Source organism: Pantoea sp. XAF26B01_ASV70, from assembly GCF_054512635.1.
In genome coordinates this window covers 1,438,318-1,461,000 of the sequence record NZ_CM137251.1, presented here as the reverse complement: position 1 = coordinate 1,461,000, position 22,683 = coordinate 1,438,318, and the positions used below count along the sequence as shown (strand labels likewise).

Annotated in this window: 3 protein-coding genes; 2 read left to right on the top strand and 1 reads right to left on the bottom strand. The window is 60.4% G+C overall.

Features of this window, described 5'->3' with window-relative positions; all coding sequences use genetic code 11:
* Nucleotides 1–107: 107 nt before the first annotated feature.
* On the bottom strand, nucleotides 108–18,113 hold the full coding sequence (locus ACX8ZY_RS06905) for an Ig-like domain-containing protein (RefSeq protein ID WP_425021099.1): 18,006 nt from the start codon (nucleotides 18,111–18,113) through the stop codon (nucleotides 108–110).
* 737 nt (nucleotides 18,114–18,850) lie between these two features.
* On the opposite strand from ACX8ZY_RS06905, the gene ACX8ZY_RS06900 reads away from it, so the two are divergent.
* Both ACX8ZY_RS06900 and rcsD read left to right on the top strand, forming a co-directional pair.
* The gene (locus ACX8ZY_RS06900; protein WP_187505554.1) at nucleotides 18,851–20,005 is read left to right on the top strand and encodes an MFS transporter; all 1,155 of its coding nucleotides are present in this window, start codon (nucleotides 18,851–18,853) and stop codon (nucleotides 20,003–20,005) included.
* Between the two features lie 19 nt (nucleotides 20,006–20,024).
* Nucleotides 20,025–22,682 carry a phosphotransferase RcsD gene (gene rcsD, locus ACX8ZY_RS06895; protein ID WP_010248389.1) on the top strand — a complete coding sequence of 886 codons (2,658 nt, stop codon included), beginning with the start codon at nucleotides 20,025–20,027 and terminating at the stop codon, nucleotides 22,680–22,682.
* Nucleotide 22,683: the final 1 nt, after the last annotated feature.

Here is a 22,683-nt window from a genome sequence, read left to right as displayed (position 1 = left end):
TGAATAGTGGCGATAATCTGGAAAATGCAATTATCACGTGACTAAAACAAAAAAAGCGGGTGCTTTCGCACCCGCTCTATTCATCTTCTGAACAGACCTTTCAGTCACTACACAACATGAACCTGCAGGTTCTGCTGCACCAGCACATCGCCCAGGGTGTTATCACTGGTCAGCGCCGAGTTGTGGTAGATCTCAAAGACTCTGCCCTCAACGGTACGCTCGCCCGTCACTTCCCAGATTCCGCCGTTGCTGTTAGCCAGTGTCACCTGGCTGCCATCTGCGCCTTTGATCAGCAAATCGTCACTCTGCTTATCCGTGATATTGAGTGCTTCATTGAGATCGAGCTTCACGGAGTTGGTTCCGGTTTTACCCAAATCGAGCACCTCAATGTGTTCGACCTTCAGGCCCAGCGCGGTGAGATCCAGACTGAGATGCTCACCATTCAGCACCAGGGTATCGGTGCCTGCGCCGCCATCAATATGGGTAAAGTTAAGGTCACTGACCGTCACGATATCCGCCCCGCTGCTGCCGGTCACTGTCGCCCCCTCAATGGTGCTGCCATCGGCCAGCGTAATCACGACGCCGCCGATGGTGTACCCCGCCTCCTCTGCCGGTGCCGCTGCCACCGCGGCGTCATTTGCCGCCGCGTTTTCACTGCTGCCGACGGGTGTCACGGTATCCGCTTCGGTGATCAGCGTGGAAGCCACCGCCACATGGGCGCTGCTCTCGTCGCTGCTGGTGCTGCTGTTATGCTGCGTCTCCGCGCTGGCGACAGTAGCGCTGTCATCCGCCACCGAGAACAGCGCAACCGATTCGTTTGCCGCCAGCGTCACCGGTAGCACGGCACCCAGTAACAGGGTATTGGTGGTCGAGTAGCTGTTACCGGCCGCGTCGGTAATCGTGACTTTCGCCAGCGTTCCCAGCGACAGCAGCAGGCCCCCCACCGACAGCAGTGAAGGTGAGAAGTTAACCGCGTAACGCCCCAGCGCATCGGTCGTGGTGTTCAGCGTCGGGCCGTTGTTGCCGTTGGAGAGCAGCAGCGTAACGTTCACTTTCGAGCCCTGCGCGGCATTCAGCGATCCCCCCTGCACCACCAGACCCGCCAGTAAGGAACCGACGATGCTCAGCACCGGATCGACCCCGACCAGCGGCTGATTGTGCGACAGCGCGGTAAAGCTGCTGGTGCTGGTTGCGGTGTTGCCGCCAATATCCGCCACCGTGACGGTGAGAGGATGGCTGCCATCGGCGATCCCTTTCAGCGTCGCTGACGGCACGCTGATGCTCCATGCGCCATTCGCACCAATAGTAGTGGTGAGGATATTGCCCGCCACGTTCACCGTCACCGTGCCGCCCGCCGCGTTGGTGCTGGTTCCTCTGATGGTTTCAGTACTGTTGGCTTCCGCAATATTGAGGTAGCCATCGCCGCCAAAGAAGCTGTTGACGCTGACCGTTGGCGTGGTGTGACTGACCACACCCAGCGACGCCGAGGTGTTGCCAATGCTGCCCGCACCGTTGGTCACGCTGGCGGTGACAGTCTGCAGACCGTCAGTAATGGCAGCAAGGTTAGCCGCCGGAACAGAGAGACTCCAGTTGCCGTTGCTGCTCACCGTGGTGCTGTAAGTCTGACCACCCAGCGTGACGCGCACAACCGATCCCTCGGCGTTGCTGGCGGTGCCGCTGATGGTCTGCGCCGTTTTCACATCCACCGCGCTCAGCGCACTGTCACCAAACAGCGAGGTAATGGCGACCACCGGCGTCGACTGACTGATGACGCTCAGCGTTCCGCTGCTGTTTGCCACGTTACCGTAGGCATCGGTGCCGGTGACCGTGACGGTTTTACTGCCGTCAGTGATAGCAACAAGATCCGCTTTCGGGACGGTAATACTCCAGTTGCCGCCGCTGACCACTTTGGTGGTGTAGGTCAGGCCATTCAGCGTGGCGCTGACGGTTGAACCGGCAGAGAGGCTGGACGTCCCGCTCAGGGTCTGGTTAGAGGCCAGATCCGCGGCGCTCAGCACACCATCGCCAAACACCGTATTCACCGACAGGGTCGGCTGGAACAGTCCCAGTGACACGCCCGCGCTGGTGCTGCTGACGTTTCCGACCGGATCGGTGACGGCCGCGCTGACGGTGAAGTTCCCGTTCAGCAGCGTTGACAGAATCGCTGGCGAGACGGCGGTTGAGAAACTGCCATCCGCGTTGACCTGCGCGTCGACGATAGTGTTGCCAATCGTCAGCCTGACGCTGCTACCCGCAGCCAGCCCGGAGACCGTGCCGCTGATGGTCTGAGTCACCAGCGACTCCGCCAGGTTCAGCACGCCGTCGCCAAACAGCGGACTGAGGGTGACTTTCGGCAGGTTGTGAATACCGACCAGTGCCCCGGCCGTGGTGCTGTTGGTGTTACCCGCGCTGTCGGTGACGCTGATACCCACGGTCAGATTGCCATCTGCAATCCCCTGCAACAGCGCTGGCGTCAGCGAGACGTTAAAGTTGCCATTGGCATCGGTCGCCGTCACCAACTGCTGTGAACCTACCGACACCACCACGCGCGATCCCGCTTCCGCGCCGCCAATCACCCCACCGATCACCTGGGTGACCAGCGAATCCGCCACGTTCAGCAGACCGTCGCCAAACAGCGGATTCACGGTGATGGTCGGCAGCAGCGTATCGACCCGGATACCGGCGCTGGTGCTGGCGGTATTACCCGCCGCATCCGTTACCGATGCGCCCACCGTCAGGTTGCCCTGCGCCAGCGTGCCCAGAATATCTGGCGTCACCGTGGCGCTGAACGCCCCGCCCGCACCCACGGTGGCGGTCACCTGGCTATTGCCAACCGAGAGCGTCACCACACTGCCCTGCGCGACGTTGTTCACCACCCCGCTGATCACCTGTCCGGTGGCGATATCGGCCAGGTTCAGCACCCCATCACCAAACAGTGAGGTCAGCGAGATTGATGGCGTCTGAGTAAAGATGCCGATGGATGCGCTGCTGGAGGCGACATTACCCGCCACGTCTCTGACGCTGACGCCCAGCGTCAGGTTACCATCCAGCAGAGAGGTCAGATCGCTGCCCGGCAGGTTAACGCTCCACACTCCACCCGCCTGCACCGTCGTGCTGTAACTTTTGCTGCCAAAGGTGACCGTTACCTGGGAACCCACAGCCGCATTTTCTATCACGCCACTGACCAGCTGTCCGGCAGCGGCTTCCGCAATGTTCAGCAGGTTATCACCGCCAAACAGCCCGGTGAGCGCGCCAACCACCGGCACCGCATCGACAATCGCGGTGACGGTTTCACCGACGGTACGGGTGTTGCCCGCGGCATCGGTCAGGGTGACGTCAAGCGCAAGATTGCCATCACTTAACAGGCCCAGCACCGAAGGCGGCACCACGATGGCCCATTTACCATCCTGGCCCACTGACGCAGAGAGCGTTGAGCCGCCCAGCACTACCGATACCGTGGCGCCCACACCCGCCGAGGTCGCAACCCCGGAGATAGTCTGCGCCACCGTGGTATCCAGCGCGCTGAGCGTGCCGTCGCCGAACACCGAGTCGACCACCAGCGTCAGCGCACTGTTGACCACTTTGTTGACCGTCAGCGTGGCGTCGGTCTGGTTGCCCGCACCGTCATTGACCCTCACGCCAAACACCAGCGCACCGTCAGTGAGACTCGACAGGACATCCGGCGCGAGATCGATGCTCCAGCGTCCGTCAGCACCCACCGTCGCGGTGGCGATCGGCGCGGCATCGCCCAGATAGAGACCGATGGTCTGGCCTTCTGCTCCCTGCGCGCTGCCGGTCAGCACCTGGCTTAGCACCAGGTCAGCGGCGTTGATCACGTTGTCGCCGAGGAACGCGTCGACCAGGACCAGCGGCGCGGCGGTATCGACCGTCACCGTCTGGGTGGTCGTCGTCACGTTACCAGCCGCATCCGCCAGCTGCGCGGTGATCACCGGCGAGCTGCCATCGGGAAGAGCCTGCATCGCGCTGGCAGGAACCGTTGTGGACCAGGTGCCGTTGCTCTGCACCACAGCGTTGTAGGTCTGATTATTGAAGGTCACCACCACCGTGCGACCCACTTCGCTGAGATCGGCGGTGCCACTGATGGCCTGGCTGGTGGCACTTTCATTGCCATTGACCTGGTTGTCACCGGTAAACGGATTGAGAGTCAGTGCCGGTGGCGTAAGGTCGATCAGCACGTTACCGCTGGTGGTCACAGGGGTAGTGCCATCGGTAGCATTCACCGTGATGGCAACGCTGCCGTCCGCATTGCCAAAGGCGCTGACCGGCAATGCCGCCGTTGACCAGTTGCCCGACGCATCCAGCGTAGTTGCGTACTCCTGACCATTGATCGACACCGTCACTACCCCACCTGCGCCGAGGTTAGCGGAGGTGCCACTCACTACCACACCACCCGCCACATCCTGGGTGCTGATGATGTTGTCGCCCGAGACTGTGCCCAGCGTAACCAGCGGCCCTGGCGGTGGGGTAAGATCTACCGTCAGCGCAACCGTGCCGTTGGCGGTATTGCCTGCCAGATCGGTCACTGCCAGCGCCAGGGTCGTCGATGGACCAAAGGTGGCCATCTGTTCTGGCGTCAGCGTTACACTCCAGTTGCCGTTGGCTGTCACTATCGCGGTGCCAAGCAGCGTGTCATTCAGCGAGATTGAGACCACTGATCCCGGCTCGGCTCCCGCTGCGGTGCCGCTGAGACTCTGCGGCTGAATGCTCTCGGCGTAGTTCAGCGCATTGTCACCGGTAAAGGCGGCAACATTAAGCACCGGTGGTGTGGTGTCGAGCACCAGCGAACTGTTAATGGTGGTGCTATTGCCCGCCGCATCGGTTGCCGTCACGGTAACCGGATAGGTGGCATCCGGCAGCAGTGAAAGCTCCGCCGTTGTCAGTGGCACCGTCCAGTTCCCATTGGCATCCACTGTCGCAGAATAGGTTGTGCCGCCAAGCGTAAGCTGCACAGTCTGATTCGCGCCCGCCTCACCGGTGGTTCCGCTCAGCGTTACTCCCGCGGCCACATCGCCGCCATTCACATAACTGCCAAGGAATTCCGGATTGACCGCAGGCTGCGGCGCGCTGAGATCCGCGGTGAACGGCAGCTGCGCCGACGCGCTGTTGCCCGCCGCATCCACGACGTTAACCGTCAGTGATTGCGCACCGTCACCCAGTGAACTCAGGGCGTTGGCAGGAATGTTAACAGTCCAGTTACCGTTGCTCGCCACGGTGCCAGAATAGAGGCTGCCGTTGACATCCACGGTAATGCTGACCGCCTGGTTCGCCCCGACACTGCCGGTGGTGCCGGTCAGAGTCACCCCTGCCGCGGCTTCACTGATGTTCAGCAGGTTGTCGCCGCCAAATGCGCCTGGGTTGAAGGTCGGCACAGGCAGCGCCACCTCTGTCACCACGTTCTGCGCCGTCGCGTCGCTGTTACCCGCGATATCGGTCGCCGTCACGGTAATGGTGTGGGTGCCGCTGGTGAAAGTGGCTAACTGCGCGGGCGACAGGGCCAGAGACCAGCTGCCATCGGTCTGCACCGTGGCTGCCAGCGGCTGACCGTTGTTAAAGCCGGAGATCAGCACCGTTACCGTCTGTCCGGCACCAGTAATGCCGGTTGTGCCACTGAGGATCTGTTCACCGGCCGCCTCTGCTGCGTTCAGCGCACCGTCGCCAAACGGCAGGTTCAGCGTCACGTCCGGCAGCGCATTCACGGCCACCAGCACAGTGCCACTGGTGCTGCCGACGTTGCCGTTCGCATCGGTAACCGTCACGCTGACTGGCAGGTTGCCATCCGGCAGTGACTGCAATACATCAGCCGGCAGATCCAGTGACCAGCGCGAACCACCCTCAGTCAGCGTCGCAGAATAGAGGGTGCCATTAACGGTCACCGTGACCGACGCGGCGTTATTAATATTCACCGCACCGGTCAGGGATCCGCCTGAGGCGGCCTCTTCAGCATTGATACGGCCATCAATAAATGGCGTATCCAGCGTTGGATTAGCAATCGGCGTAATCGCAGCGACGAACGTTTTGGTCGTTTCAATGCTGTTACCGGCCCGATCCGTGGTAATCAGGGTCAGCGTGTGTTCACCGGTTCCCAGGCTGGCAATGAACTCTGGGGGCAGGCTGGCAGTCCAGTTGCCATTGGCATCGACCGTCACCGACAGCGGAATATTGTCATCGCCTACCGTGACGCTCAGGGTCTGGCCCGGCACGACGATGGAGGTGCCGGTGACCAGCTGAATGGAACCGGCTTCGCTGATATTAATGATGTTATCGCCGAACAGTGTCGTGTCGAAGGCGGCTGAAACAGGATCACTCTGCAGGATCTCAACGCCTGCGGTAACCTGTGCCGGATTACCGGCACCATCCGCGGCGCTGACCACCACCTGGGTCAGTCCATCGGCCAGGCCCGTCAGCGCGCCCGGTGCCAGGTTCAGCGTCCAGTTGCCGCTGGCATCCGTGGTGGTGCTGAAGTTCTGCCCGCCTACAGAGATGTTCACCACGCTGCCTTCCGGCAGATTGGTACTGTCACCACTCAGCGTTAACGCCCCTTCCGCATCTGCCGCACTGATCAGCGCATCGCCAAACGGCGTATTCAGCGTCAGCGCTGGCAGGGTATTAAACGCTACGTCCAGTGTCGTGGTGCTATCCGTGGTGATATTGCCCGCCGCGTCGGTGACCGAAACGGTAATCGCGTTGGGGCCGTCCGCCAGTTGCTGCAGGTCGGCGGTCGGAATGGTAAGTGACCAGTTACCGTCGGCATCTGCCGTGGTGGTATAGCTGACGTTATTCAGCGTCACCGTCACCGGCAATGCGCCCGTGGTGCTGCCGCTGATGGTGAGATCCTGCTGCGACTCCGCCAGGTTAAGGGTATCACCCGCATCGACCGTGATATTCGTCAGTGCAGGCGGTGTGGTAATGAAACTGACCTCCTGAGTGGCGGTCGCCGGATTGCCTGCGACATCAGTGGCGGTCACGGTAAAGATTTGCGTGCTGCCCGGAGCCACACTGGTAAAGGCAGCAGACGGCACATTCACCGTCCAGTTGCCGTCAGCGTCGAGCGTGGTGCTGTAGTCAGTGCCGTTAAACGACACCGTCACCAGCGTACCCGCTGCCAGCAGGGTGCTGCTGCCGCTGACCGCGACATCCGCTGTGGCCTCGGTGGCGTTAATCACATCATCGCCGGCTACCACGTTCATGGTCAGCGTCGGCTGAACCTGCTCGCTGGCCAGCACGACCAGGCTGGTGCTGGCGCTGGCCGGATTGCCAGACGTATCCGCTGAGACCACGACCAGCAGCTGATCGCCATCCGGCAGATTACCCAGATCGGCGGCCGGAACGGTCACCGTCCAGCTGCCGTCGGCTGCCACCGTGCCGCTGTACTGAATGTTATTCAGCGTCACCGTCACCAGCTGGCCTTCCACCAGGTTGTTACTGGTGCCGCCGATGTTCAGATCCTGTAGCGACTCCGCCTGGTTAAGGAAATTATCGTCACTGATGGTCCCGATGGTCAGGGTTGGCAGGTTCAGAGTGTCAGCATCACGCGTCAGGGTCTGGGTGGCCGTGGCCGGGTTCCCCGCCGCATCGGTCATCGAGACAGCAACGGTGTAGCTGCCGTCAGCCAGCCCCTGCACGACGCTGGCTGGCAGTGTCACCTCCCAGGTGCCGTCAGAGAGCACCTGAGTGGTGTAATCGACATTCTGGAAGCTGACGGTGACCGTCTGTCCGGCATCCGCTACCGACGCACTGCCGCTGATAGCGACCGCTTCCAGCACCTCTACCGAATTGATGATGTTGTCGCCGCCGATGGCATTGACGGTCAGCACTGGCGGCGTGAGATCGACCGTAACGGCGCTGGTCAGCGAACCACTGTTACCGGCGGCATCGCTGGCATTGACCACCAGCGTAGTAACCCCCTCGCCCAGCGTCTGCACCTGATCTGCTGTTAAGGTCAGCGTCCAGTTACCCTGCGCATCCACCGTAGCGGAATACTCATTCCCGCCCAGCGTCACGCTGACGGTCTGGCCGTTGCCCGCTACACCGGTGCTGCCGGTCAGCGTCTGACCGACCCCCTGTTCCGCCAGGTTCAGATAACCATCACCAAACGGGGTGTCAATGCTGACGGCCAGCGACGCCGTCGCCACGGTGATTTCACGGGTTTCGGTTACCGGGTTACCCGCCGCATCGCTGACCGTCACGGTCAGAATGTACGCCGCGGCCGGAATGCCGGCCAGCGAACCCGCAGGCAGCGTCAGATTCCACTCGCCGTTCTGGTCAACCGTGGTGGTCCAGGTCTGGTTGTTCAGGGTAATGGTGACCTGCTGTCCCGCTTCAGCATTGCTGTTGCCGCTGAGAACAATCGGCGCGGTGCTTTCGGCAATATTGATACTGTTATCGCCCGCAACCGTATTCAGTGTCAGGGTCGGTGGCGTCAGATCCACCGTCACGCTGCCCTGGCTGCTGCCGGTGTTACCCGCTGCATCCTGGACTGTGACGGTATAGTTCAGGAGATCTTCCGGCAGGCCCGCCAGCGCGGAAGCCGGCACGCTGATCTGCCAGTTACCATTGCCGTCGACGGTGCCGTTGTAGGTTGCGCCATTCAGCAGCACGCTCACCGTCTGGCCGTCACCGGTTATGCCGGTGGTGCCGCTCAGGGTTTGTGCTGTGGCGATCTCGCTGCTGTTGAGCAGGCCATCGCCAAAGGCCGAGACGATCTGCGGTGCTGGCAGCGTCGCCAGCACGCTGAGCGCTGCCTCGCTGCTGAGGGTCGCCCCGCCGCTGTCCGTTGCGGTGACCGTCAGGGTGTAAGGTCCATCGGCGAGCGCCGTCAGTGCCTCAGCCGGAACGATCACTGTCCAGCGGCCGCTGGCCGAAACCTGCGCGGTGTAGCTGATGTTGTTAAACAGCAACGTGACCGTGCTGCCCTCTGTCACATTCACCGACGTGCCGGTGACGACCAGGGCCTGACCCAGCTCCTGCGCATTCAGGTAGTTGTCTTCGCTGATGGCATCCATCGCCAGGCCAGAGGCGTTGCTGTTGACGTCAAAGGTGAGATTGCTGGTGGAGGTGTTACCCGCCACATCGCTGACCGCCACGGTAAAACTGGCGCTGCCATCATTAATCGCGGCCAGCGCACCGGCTGGCACGATCAGGCTCCATGCCCCGCTCGCCTGTACGGCGGCGCTGTAGACTGTGCCGTCAACGGTGACGGTAACCAGCTGACCCGCTTCGACGTTGGTGGTGGTGCCGGAGAGACGTTGATCGGTGAGGCGCTCCGCGCCATCGACCACGTTGTTACCGGCAAACGTATCCAGCGTCAGGGTCGGCAGTGTGCCTGGCTCCACTTTCAGCGCCAGGTCGCGGCTGGTGGTGGTGGCATTTCCTGCCGCATCGCTGGCAGTCACGGTCAGCGGATAGCTGCCGTTGCCCAGCCCGGTGTAAACCGTGGCGGGCACCTCCAGCGACCAGACGCCGTTAACGTCAGCGGTGGTGCTCAGGGTGGTGCCGTTGAAGCTGGCCACAATCAGGGCGTTAGCTTCGCTGCTGCCGGTCAGCGTCAGCGGCTGCTGACTTTCAGCGGCGTTAATGATGCCATCGGATGGCGTAATGAAGTTCAGCACCGGAGGCAGTGTATCCACCACCAGGTTGCCATCAGCCTGGCTGCTGTTGCCCGCTACATCACTGACGACCACGGTGTAGCCACTATTGCCCTGCGGCAATGCAGACAAGACATCGGCCGGAACGGCGACCTGCCAGTTGCCTGCGGCATCGACCGTGCCGCTGTAGTTGTTGCCGCCCAGCGTCACGACGACGGTCTGGCCGTCGCCGGTCACGCCCGTGTTACCAGTGATCGCGCCACCGGCGGCGGCTTCCTCACCGTTCAGAATGCCATCATCAAAGGCCACGCCCGGGGTCGCCACCGGCAATGCGCTGGCGATCACCGTCAGGGTAGCGTCGCTGGTCGCCAGCGGCTGTCCGTTAGCGTCGCTGGCGGTGGCGGTGATGGTCTGCGGGCCGTCTGCCGTTCCGGTAAAGGTGCCTGCCGGTAAGGTCAGGCTCCAGCTTCCATCTGCCGTCACGGTGGTGCTGACCGTGGTGCCGTTGGCCAGCACGGTGACAATGCTGCCATCAGGCAGACCGCTGGTGCTGCCGCTGACCACGACGGCGCCACCCAATTCCTGCGCATTGAGGTAGTTGTCGTCACTGACGGGTGCCAGCGCGATCGACGGCAGAGTGTTGTCCACACTGAAGTCAAGCGGGCTGCTGGCGGTGTTACCCACGGCGTTGATGACGCTGACGTTCAGCGTCTGGTTGCCTTCTCCCAGTTCAGCCAGGGCGCCCGCAGGCAGAATAATGCTCCAGTTGCCGCTGGCCTCGACCACACCGCTGTATTCGATCCCATTCAGGGAGATGATCACCTGCTGGCCCGGTTCGACATTCGTGCTGCTGCCGCGCACCGTTATCGGCTGCAGCTGCTCCGCTGTCGTGACGATGCCGTCACCGGCGAAGGTGCTGCTGTCGATGGTCAGTACAGGCTGCACGTCCGGCGCGGTTGCCACATTCAGATCAACCACCTGGCTGCTCTGATTCCCGTTAGCACTGGTTTCCGTCACCGTCACCAGATTACTGCCAGGAGGCAGTGCCGCCAGTGCTTCAGGGGCGATCTGCAGCGTCCACTGGCCGTTAACGCCAACGGTGGTGCTGTAGAGCTGGTCATTGAGCTGCACCGTGACCACGTCGCCATTCTGACCACTGCCACTCACCACCAGCGGCTCTGCCAGTTCCCCGACGTTCAGCGCGTTATCACCGCTGACCGGCGCGACGACCAGCGGAGGCGGCGTAGTCGCAACCGTCAGGGCACTGTTCTGGCTGCTGCTGTTACCGGCCGCGTCGGTGACGGTGACCACCACCGGATAGCTGCTGCCATTGGTCAGACCGGCAAGTGCCGCTGGCGGAACAGCCAGCGCCCAGTTTCCGTTACCATCAACGGTGCCGGTGTAGGTCACGCCATTCAGCGTCACACTGACGCGGTCGCCTTCACTGCCTGCGCCGCTGAAACTGAACCCTGCCGCCTGCTCAGCGATGTTCAGCACGCCATCACCCGCGGGCGCAGCGATACTGAAGTCTGGTGCCGTGGTATCCACGGTAACCGGGAATGGCGTGGTAGCCACGTTGCCGCTGACGGTGGTGACGGTCACGTTGAGATCGTAACGGCCATCTGGCAACTGTTGCAGATTCGCAGCAGGCACGGTGGCGGTCCAGCTGCCATCGGCGGCAACCACTGCGTCATAGGTCTGGCCATTCAGCGCAAGGCTGACGCTACTACCTGGCGTAACGGTGCCGCTGAGGGTCAGATCGGTGGCGGTTTCAGCCTCATTAATCGTGCCATCGGTGGCAATCGGGTTAACGGTCAGCGCCGGTACGCCGGTATCAACAATCAGCGGCTCGCTGATGCTGGTGCTGTTACCCGCTTCATCACTCACCGTCACGGTAATCGGATTGCTTCCCTGCGCAAGTGCCTGCAGTCTGTCTGCGGGTATCGTCACGCTCCATTCACCATTCGCGTCTACAGTGGCCGGATAGCTGGTACCGCCCAGGGTCACGCTGACCGCCTGGCCTGGCAGCACTGTGCCGGTCAGCGTCTGCGCCGCGCTGGCTTCATCGGTATTGAGTATGCCGTCAGTGAATGGCGTGTTGATTTGCGGGTCTGCCAGCGGCGCGGTCGCCACCAGCAGCGGCAGGCTGTTCTGCACATCACCCGAAAAGACGGTAACGGTGGTCGTGCCCTGCGGCAGCGTCACCAGATCGGCAGCCGGCACGGTCAGGGTCCACGCACCGGTTTCATCGGTTGTGGTGGTGTAGACGGTGCCGCCAGTCACCAGCGTTACGCTGATCGGGCTGTTAGCCGGCAGGTTCGCTGAACCGCCGCTGAGGATAAGATCGCTCTGCGCCTCCAGGGCATTCAGCGCATTGTCGTCACTGATTGGGGCAATCGACAGCGACGGTACGGGCGAAGTAACCACGCTGAACTGCCCTTCAGCAGGCAGCGCCGGGTTACCGGCCACATCGGTAATCGCCACGGTGAAGGTTTTATCGCCTGCACCGCCCAGCGATCCGGCTGGCAGCGACACACTCCAGCTACCGTTCGCCTCTACTACGCCATCGTAAGACTGGCCATTGATGGTCAGCAATACCGGCTGACCTGCCGGTACGCCGGTGACGTTACCGGTGACCAGAATGTCGGTGAGCTGTTCAGCGCTGTCGACCTGATTATCGCCGGTCACGGGATTAATGGTCAGCGCCGGCGACGTTGCCGCCAGCACAGTGACGCTGGTCGGTACGGTGCTGCTGTTGCCATAAGCATCGCTGAGTACCACATCCACCGGATAGGTTGCGTCACCCAGCTGGCTGATAATCGCGGCGGGCACCGTAACACTCCACGCGCCATCGGTATCCACGGTGGCGGTGTAGGTCTCGCCATTGAAACTCACCGTGACGGTGTCGCCCTGGGCACCCCCGCGTCCGTCGAGTGTGAGATCCTGAGTGTGTTCAGCGATATTGATATAACCATCACTGCCCGGCGTGGAGACTTCCAGCAACGGCGGTGTGGTGGCGAAAATCAGTGAACTGCTGGCTGGCGTGGTATTACCATCGGCGTCTGTCGCCACTACCGATACCGGTTGGGTACCGTTGGGCACATTTGCCAGGTCGGATGCCGGAACGGTGACACTCCAGCTGCCACCCTGCGCCACCACGGCGCTGTAGGCCACGTTATTCAGCGTGACGCGGATGATGTCGCCTTCGTCGCCGGTTCCGCTGACGATTAGCGGCTGCTGCGCGTCGCTGACGTTGATCACGCCATCATCGCTGAGATCGTTGAGCGTCAGAGCGGGCACCGCGGTAGCCACCCGCAGTTCCGTATTCTGAGTGCTGATGTTACCGGCCGGATCGGTCACGGTGACGGTCACCGGATAGGTCTGATTGGTCAGCGTGCCGAGATCGGCCACCGGGACGGATGCACTCCAGTTACTGTTTTCGTCAACAATGGCGGTGTAGGACTTACCGTTTAACTCCACCGTCACGCTGTCACCCGGTGTGCCGGTTCCGCTGATTTGCAGCGGCGTAGTGAGTTCGTTGTTGGTCAGGACGCCATCACCGCCCGGTGCGGTAACGGTTGCAACCGGAGGCTGCGTGCTGACCGTCAGGGGCTGCGTCTGCGTGGTGGTATTACCACTGGCATCAGTCAGTGTAACTACCAGCGTATAGCTGCTGCCATCTGACAGGGCCTGCAGCGCCGCTGGCGGCAGATCCACCGTCCAGTTGCCCTGCCCATCTACGGTGGCGCTGTAACTCACGTTATTCAGCGAGACAGAAACCACTTCGCCCGGCAACGCACCTGAACCGCTGACCGGCAGACCGGCAGCCACTTCGCTGCTGTTAAGAATGCCATCGCCGCCTGCGACCTCTGCCACAATCAGATTCGGTGGCAGCGTGTCGACGCTGAAGTTGAGCGTCTCGTCCACGCGGTTGCCTGCTTCATCAATCGCGGTAATGATCAGGCTGTTGGCACCCTGTGGCAGTAAGGCGAGATCGGCGGCCGGCAGCGCCAGGCTCCAGCTGCCGTCAGGATTGACCGTGGTGCTGTAGGTTTTACCGTTAAGTTCCAGTTCAACCTGCTGGCCCGGCACGGCTTTGCCGGTGCTGCCGCCGATCAGCAGATCGCTGCCCGCTTCCACCCGGTTGAGAAGGCCATCGGTGATCGCGCTCTCCTCCAGCGTGATTTGCGGCAGCGTGGCTGCGACTACATTCAGCTGAGCGGAGTCGGTCAGCAGTGCGCCGGTGGCGTCAGTGGTGGTGACCGAAATCAGTTTTACGCCGTCGGTAATAGTGGTGAGATCGCCTGCCGGAACGGTGACGCTCCAGAAGCCATTGCTGTTCACTACCGCGCTGTAATTGCTGCCGTTAAAGTTAAGCTGCACTGCCTGGCCCGGGTTAACGCCGACTGCAGATCCGCTGATGATCAGATCGCTGCTCAGCTCCTGCTGGTTCAGGAAACCATCAAGGCTGACAGGTTCACTAATGGAAACCACGCCAGGTTCGCCTGCCGCCGGGGCGACGTTAATATCGCGGGTGTCGGTAGCTGAGGCGCCTGCCGCCGTTGTGACGCTGACCGCGATGGTGCTGCTGCCCGCCGCCAGTGCGCTGAGCGCCGCAGAGGGGATCTGCGTGCTCCAGCTGCCATCCGCGTTGACCAGCGCAGTGTAATTTTGGCCGCCCAGGGTAATGGTGACCGTCTGGCCCGCCTCCACGTTGCTGGTGCTGCCGGACAGCGTCTGGTCCAGCGCTTTTTCGCTGTTATCCAGCAGATCGTCACCGGCAAACAGGGCGATCGTCACCGTCGGCGTACCCGGTTCCGCTGGCGCTTCCACCGCAATCACCCGATCTTCGCTGACTGTTACGCCCGCCTGATTGGTGACTGTGGCCGCGATAGTCGCGTTGCCCGCCGTCAGTGCCGCCAGCGCGCTGGCCGGGACGCTCAGGCTCCAGCTGCCATCCGCGCCGACCGTGGCGCTGTAAGTCTGGTCGCCCAGCGTTACGGTCACGACCTGACCCGCCTCGACATTGGTTGAGCTGCCGCTCAGCAGCTGATCGCTGGTTTTCTCATCGTTGCTCAGCACGTCATCCACGGCGAACTGATCGAGCGTGATAGTGGGCTGGCCCGGCTCGGTAACCGGCGGCTCAACCGTGATCGGCAGCGTGTCACTTACGGTGGTGCCTGCCGCATTGCTGACCGTGACCACCAGCGAGGCAGAACCGGCTGCCAGCGCACCGAGTGCATCAGCCGGAATGGCAATGTTCCAGCTGCCGTCGGCGCCAACCGTTCCGCTGTAGCTCTGGCCGCCCAGCGTCACCGTGACAATCTGGCCCGCCTCGACGTTGGTGGTGCTGCCGGAGACCGCCTGCGCTTCCAGCTTCTCATCGTTGCTCAGGATGTTGTCGTCAGCAAAGGTATTGAGGGTTAGCGTCGGGGCATTCGGTGAAGTGCCCGAGGACTCCACCAGGAAGTCGCGGGTTTCAGTGACCTGTGTACCAAGCTGATCTGTCACCGTCACATTCAGGGCTGCGCTACCGGCTGTCAGCGCCGCCAGCGAACTGGCAGGAATCGACACGCTCCAGCTGCCATCCGCACCGACCGTGGCGGTAAAAGTCTCTCCGTTCAGAGTGACAGTGACCTGCTGGCCTTCGCCGATATTAGTGGTGGTGCCGCTCAGCAGCTGATCGCTGGCTTTCTCGCTGTTGCTGAGGATGTCATCCCCGGCAAAGGCGTCGATGGTTACGGTGGCTTCACCCGGCTGCGTTACCGGGGCTTCGACAGTGACTGGCTGCGTTGAAGTGACTGTGTCGCCCGCTGCATTACTGACCGAGACGGTCAGTGTGGTGGTGCCTGCTGCCAGCGCATTCAGCGCGGCTGACGGCACGGCGACGCTCCAGCTGCCATCACCCTGCACGCTGGCACTGTAGGTCTGACCGCCCAGGGTGACCGTCACGATCTGCCCGGTTTCGATATTACTGGTGCTACCGCTGACAAGCTGATCGACCGCTTTTTCGTCGTTGCTCAGAAGGTTGTCGCCGGCGAAATCATTCAGGGTCAGAGACGGCACGCCCGGTTCCGTTACTGGCGTCTCAACCGCGATATCGCGGATTTCGGTAGTGCTCACGCCATCGGCATTGCTGACGGTAACGCTGATAGCATTAGCTCCCGCTGGCAGATTACCCAGCGCGGCTGCCGGAACAATTACACTCCAGTTACCACTGCCATCGACGGTGCCAAGGTAAGTCTGGCCACCGAAGGTAACGGTCACCGTCTGGCCCGCTTCGATGTTGGTGGTGGAGCCGGAGAGCGTCTGGGCCGTCCCTTTTTCATCGTTGCTGAGGATGTCATCCCCGGCAAACTGACCAATGGTGACGGTGGGTTCGCCCGGCAATGTGACAGGGGCTTCCACGGTGATGGGCAGCGTGCCGGTCACGGTATCACCGGCCACATTGCTGACTGAAACCGTCAGCGTCGTTTCACCTGCCGCCAGGGCGCTCAGGGCCGCCGATGGCAAAGTAACGCTCCAGTTGCCCTGCGCATCAACGCTGCCGCTGTAAGTCTGGCCGCCCAGGGTGACTGTTACCAGCTGACCGGGTTCAACATTGCTGGTGCTGCCGGTGAGTGTCTGATCGGTGGCTTTCTCCCCATTACTCAGCACGTTGTCCCCGGCAAAATCATCCAGCGTGACGGATGGCGGGCCCGGAACGACCGGCGTATCAATGCTGATCGCGCGGTTTTCACTGGCTTCAATGCCAGCCTGGCTGGTGACGACCGCGGAAATCGCCACCGAACCGGTTGCCAGCGCATTCAGTGCCGCAGGCGAGAGCGTGACGCTCCAGTTGCCCTGCGCATCCACTACTGCGCTGTAGGTCTGATCGCCCAGCGTGATGGTGACAATCTGGCCCGCTTCCACATTGGTGGTGGTGCCGCTAAGAACCTGATCGCTGCTTTTCTCGGCATTGCTGAGAATGTCATCACCGGCAAACTGATCGATGGTGATAACGGGCGTACCCGGCTGAGTCAGTGGTGGCTCTACGTTTACGGTCAGGCTACCGCTGGCGGCGGTTCCTGCCTGGTTAGCAACGGTGGCAGTCACCGTAGTGGTACCGGATGCCAGTGCGGTCAGCGCATCAGCAGGCACGGTAATGATCCAGCTACCGTCGCCTGCCACGCTGCCGCTGTAGCTCTGGCCGCCCAGGGTAACCGTGACGATCTGCCCGGCTTCGACGTTGGTGGTGCTGCCGCTAAGAATCTGATCGCTGGTTTTTTCTGCGTTGCTCAGCACGTCGTCGCCGGTAAACGGGGCGATCGTCAGGGCTGGCACACCAGGGGTGGTGTCAGGTGCCTGCACCTGGATACCCAGGCTGGCGGCAGCCGCCGTGCCCGCGGCGCTGGTCACACTGACCGAAATGGTGCTGCTGCCTGCAGCCAGCGCCGAGAGTGCGGCAGCCGGAATTGAGACGCTCCAGCTGCCATCCGCCCCCACAGTGGCGTTATAGCTCTGTCCGCCCAATGTCACACTGACCTGCTGGCCCGCTTCGACATTGCTGGTGCTGCCGGACAACGTTTGTGGCGTGGTTTTTTCGCTGTTATCCAGCAGGTTATCGCCCGCAAACGGGTTCAGGCTAATGGACGGCGCAGCCGGTGTGCCGGGATCGGCTGCCGCGACGGTAATGGGCAGGCTGCCGGTGGTCGTCGTGCCCGCCGCGTTAGTGACGCTGACGTCGATGGTGGTGGTGCCTGCGGCGAGTCCCGCCAGCGCGGAAGCAGGAATAGTGACGCTCCAGCTGCCGTCAGCACCGACGGTGGCGTTGTAGGTCTGGCCGCCCAGCGTGACAGTGACAATCTGACCCGCTTCGACATTATTGGTGGTGCCGCTCAGTACCTGATCGCTGCTTTTTTCCGCGTTATCCAGAACATCATCGCCAGCGAATGCATTGAGCGTGATGGCAGGCGTCCCCGGCGTGACCGGTGTTCCAGGATCGGTGCCACCGTCATTGCCGCCACCGTTACCCCCACCGCCGCCGCCACCACCACCGCCGACGCCAACGGCCAGACCGGCTAAGCCGAGCACACCCAGACCGCCCGCCGTTATCACACCCATCGAGGTGTTGGCGTTATCTGCCAGCAGCAGCGGCTCTACGCTGTCGAGTGATTCATAGGTTGGCGTGACCGACGTGGAAGCGAGTTCAGCCCCTTCTGCGGTCTGCGGAAAGAGCGCGTGTTCCGGTGGGTTGACGCCATCATCGAACACCAGTTCGCTGTGCTGGCCATCGGCGTCGTCGAGGAAGAATTTCTGATAGCGGACAGTCTTGCCGTCGCGCATATGCAGCACCAGATCGTTACCCTGGCGCTCATACTGCGTCACCATGTCGCGGGTGCCGCTGATGCGCACGACGCTGGGCTCGGTGAGGTTAATGGATTGTGACGAACCGCTGACGGACTGCGAGATGAGTGTGCCGTTTTCGCGCGAGATAATGTCTACACGGCCTTGCGTGAGTTCTGCCATTTGTAACCTCTACTCCACCAGATTAGCTAATATACTGAATCCATAAACATAAAATTATTTTATGCTTACAGTGTTCACACATAGTTTCACCTTCTGAAGATCAGAAGATGTCTTAACCTGGTGTATGTCGAAACGGCAAAGCCAAAGCTGGTCGCACGCCCCTAATCAGAGTGGCGAGTGACGGTGTTATTGTTAGTTTTACTTGTACAGACTCACGCAAAATGTAACGTTTCTGACAGATTAACTTTTAGCGTAGCCGTGTTAAAAAACAATTTCAATGTACAGATTTCATTATGGTTTAATCTTCATTACATAAGCCTCTCTTGAAATAAGGCTTTCATAAAATCCGCTTTGCCTTTGTTTTTACATGTCAATTTGTTGCTGACTGTTTCCAAAAATGATGCGAAAAGGTTAAAAAAACACCACTACCGAAACATCAGGCTGTAAAAAAAATTTGTTCATTAAGCGATTCAGCCATCATTTATGCGTGGTCCTGATCCGGTTTTTCAGCAGCAAGTCGTTGAAAAACGACAGTGAAATTTGAGTTAAGTCATTCTGCGGGGCGGTGGTCATGCCAGGAAAGTTCTGGAAAAAATTCGCAGCGCGACAAAAGTCGGTAAACTCCCGGTTTTGTCATTTATGCCATGTTGCTGCCCCCTTCCTGATAAGAGGCGCAACGACCACTGACTCACGGCCAGTGCTACACTTTTCCGCTTTACCATTGATGAATCTGACCTATGACCGCACTGGACGCTGCACAACAAAACAAACATCAGAGCCGCCTGAACTGGGGCACGCGCACCATCTTTTTGATCAATGGCTTAGGAATGTCAGCCTGGGCTCCGCTGGTGCCGTTTGCCCGCGATCGTCTGCAGCTCAGCGGCGCATCACTGGGCGCGTTACTGCTCTGTCTGGGTATTGGTTCGCTGACCGCGATGCCGGTGACCGGCACACTGGTGGCGCGGTTTGGCTGCCGTCGGGTGATGTGCTTCTCTACCCTGTTAGTGCTGATGATGATGCCGCTACTGGCCACGGCTGATTCTCATCTGGTTATGGCGGCTGCGCTGATGCTGTTTGGCGCCGGGCTGGGCATGCTGGATGTGGCGATGAATTATCAGGCGGTTCAGGTTGAGCAGGCGGCGGATAAACCGATGATGTCCGGCTTCCATGGCTTCTTCAGTCTTGGCGGGATTCTGGGTGCGGGCACGGTCAGCCTGTTGCTGAGCCAGTCTTTTTCACCCCTGGCCGCCACGCTGGTGGTAATGGCAGTGATGTTGTTGCTGTTGCTGTGGCGACTGCCGGTCTTAATGAATGAACGCCTGCATCAGCCCGATCAACCCTGGCTGGTGATCCCACGCGGCTGGGTCGCGTTTCTTGGCCTGCTCTGCTTTATCCTGTTCCTGGCGGAAGGGGCCGTGCTGGACTGGGGCGCGCTGCTGTTGCTGCAGAACCCGGAGATGTCACCCGCCTGGGCCGGACTGGGCTATGCGGTCTTTTCCGTGGCGATGACGCTGGGCCGTTTTAGCGGCGATAAGATCATCCAGCGTTTTGGTCGCTACCCGGTTATGCTGACCGGCGCGCTGACCGCCGCCGCGGGCATGAGTCTGGCCGTCTGGCTGCCGTGGCCGGAGATCGCCCTGCTGGCTTTCCTGCTGGTCGGCTTTGGTTTATCTAACACGGTGCCGATGTTGTTCAATGCTGCCGGGAATCAACAGGATATGCCTGCGAACCTGGCGATTTCTGCCATGACAACGCTGGGATATGCGGGTATTCTCTCAGGTCCGGCTTTAATCGGATTCATTTCGCAATGGATCAGCCTCAGCGGCGCATTTTTAGCGATCGCCCTGTTGCTGTTAGCGGTAGCCGCCAGTGCGCGAAAAGTTGCGCAATAATTCAGGTACCTGACACGCTATGTTGTATAAGTTTCCACTGACCTCCGGCAACGTCACCCGCTTTTTTGTGGTTTTCAATCTGGTGCTCCTGCTGGCGCTGGGCTTTATGGTGCATAACTCGGTGAATGCCTGGCTGACCGGGAAACGCTATGCCATGGACGATCTGGCTCGTGACGTTCAGAAGCGCATTGATGCCTATCGCTTTGCCACCTGGCAGATCTATGAAAACCTCTCTACCAGTGCGGCAGGTGCAACACCCGGCAGTAACCTGCAGGAGACGCGACTGCGTCCTGACGTCTACTACCTGGAAAAAACCCGGCGTAAAACGGAAGCGCTGATTTTCGGCTCACATGACAGCAGCACGCTGGACATGACCATGCGGATGTCGAACTATCTCGACACGCTGTGGGGCGCAGAAAATCCCACCTGGTCGATGTACTTTTTAAATGGTCAGGACAATAGCCTGATTATGATCTCGACCCTGCCGCTGAAAGATATGGCGACGCGCTATAAAGAGAGCGCCATCAGTTCAATGGTCGATGGTCGTCGTGCTGAGATGTTGCAGCAGGCGAATGCGCTCGATGAGCGCGAGAGTTTCTCACCGCTGCGCCACCTCGCCTTCCAGAACGATCACTATTTCACGCTGCGTACCACCTTTAACCAGCCAGGCCATCTGGCCACGGTGGTCGCCTTTGATCTGCCGGTTAACGATATTGTTCCGCAGAACATGCCGCTGGAAAATTTCCAGCTGCGTCAGGACAGCTCAATGCCTGCCAGCAGCAGTGAACAGCAGGAGGTGGAAAATACCCGCATCTCACTGGTTAATCCCAATATCGAGATTACGGCCACCCTGCCCAGCACCTCGCTGCAGCTGGTTTATCAGGTGCCGATTGGCCGTCTGATTATCGACACCCTGCATAATCTGCTCTGGCCGCTGCTGATTAACCTGCTGCTGTTCCTGCTTTCACTGGCGGGTATCGTACTGCTGCGCCAGCAGTCGCTGCGTCCCAGCGAGAACCAGAGCGCTGAACTCGATTCGCTGCGGGTATTGAATGAAGAGATAGTGGCCAGTCTGCCGGTCGGTCTGCTGGTGTATGACTTTGCCAGCAACCGCACCCTGCTGAGCAATAAGATTGCTGAACATCTTTTGCCTCACCTCAATCTGCAGAAGATCATTAATATGTCCGACCAGCATCAGGGCGTGCTGCAGGCCACCATCAATAACGAAGTGTATGAGATTCGCCACGCCCGCAGCGTGCTGTCGCCGCATACCCAGCTGTTTATGATGCGTGACCAGGATCGCGAACTGCTGGTGAATAAGAAGCTGCAAAAAGCGCAGCAGGTGCTGGATCGTAACCATCAGATGCGACAGCAGCTGCTGCACAATCTGGGCCACGCGCTGAATCAGCCCCTGGAGAAGATGGTGACGCAGCTGGTACAGCTCAGCCAGCGTGATGCCGATGAGACCGTGCTGGATCTGCTCGATGAGAGTCAGGGGCTGGCGCGGCTGGTGGATGATATCGTGCTGCTGAACCGGCTTGAGGCGCACGACTGGTCACCCGATGCGACCGTCTTTAACCTGCAGGAACTGCTGGATGAGATCGCGCTGGAAAGCCTGCCGCTGATGCGCCGCAAAGGGCTGTCGCTGGTGGTGAATAATCACCTGGCTAATGATGAGACGCGCTTTGGCGACCGTCGCGCCCTGCGTAAAGTGCTGACCACGCTGATGCACTACGCCCTGACCACCACCCGCTGGGGGAAAATCACCCTGGAAGTTAAGGCTGCGGACAAGCAGGCCGATAGATTGATTATCGAGCTGGTGGATACCGGTGCGGGCCTGACGGTGGATGAACTGGCCAATGTCGACTTCCCGTTCCTGGGCGATACCAGTCAGGATCGCTACGGACAGGCTTCTGGCATGGCGTTCTTCCTCTGTAAGCAGCTCTGCAAGCAGATGGGTGGCAGCCTGGATATCGTGGCAAAAGCGGATATCGGCACGCGCTACAACATGCAGTTGCCGCTGGTGCTGGAGCAGAAGCGCGAAGAAGAAGAGGAAAAAATTCTGGATGGCGTTACCGCGCTGGTGGAGATCACCGTGGAGGACGTGCATAAAATTGTCTGCCGCCATCTGGAAAACTGGGGAGCGCGTTGTCTGACACCCGACGAGCGCATTTCCGGTCAGGATCACGATGTGCTGGTGACCGACGATCCATCAAAGCTTAGCGGCTGGGCACTGCTGCTGGCGGAAGATGAACTGGGGCACCATGCACTGAACGACCAGCAGTATCGGGTCAATTTCAATCTCAGTAATGCGCTGCTGGATGCATTGCTGGCACTGATAGAGAAGCAACTGTCGCATGATGTGATGGATAACGACACGGAAGACGACGCGGCCACGCCATTGATGAGCGGCGGCTATTTCCAGCTGTTTACGGAGACAGTACCGGTTGATGTGAAGAGGCTGTATACTGAGTCGGCGGAAAAGGACTACGCCTCGCTTGCTCAGACAGCGCATCGCCTAAAGGGCGTGTTTGCCATGCTCAATCTGACTCCCGGCAAACAGCTTTGTGAAGAGTTAGAACACCACATTAAAGCGTGTGACGATTCAAACATTACAAATACCACCAGTGATATTGACGCTTACGTCAATCAACTGCTGCAGCAAGGTAACCAATAAG

Excerpts from the sequence above, each read along its gene's own strand:
- ACX8ZY_RS06905 (WP_425021099.1), bottom strand. The coding sequence starts at position 18,113 with ATGGCAGAACTCACGCAAGGCCGTGTAGACATTATCTCGCGCGAAAAC.
- ACX8ZY_RS06900 (WP_187505554.1), top strand. The coding sequence starts at position 18,851 with ATGACCGCACTGGACGCTGCACAACAAAACAAACATCAGAGCCGCCTG.
- rcsD (WP_010248389.1), top strand. The coding sequence starts at position 20,025 with ATGTTGTATAAGTTTCCACTGACCTCCGGCAACGTCACCCGCTTTTTT.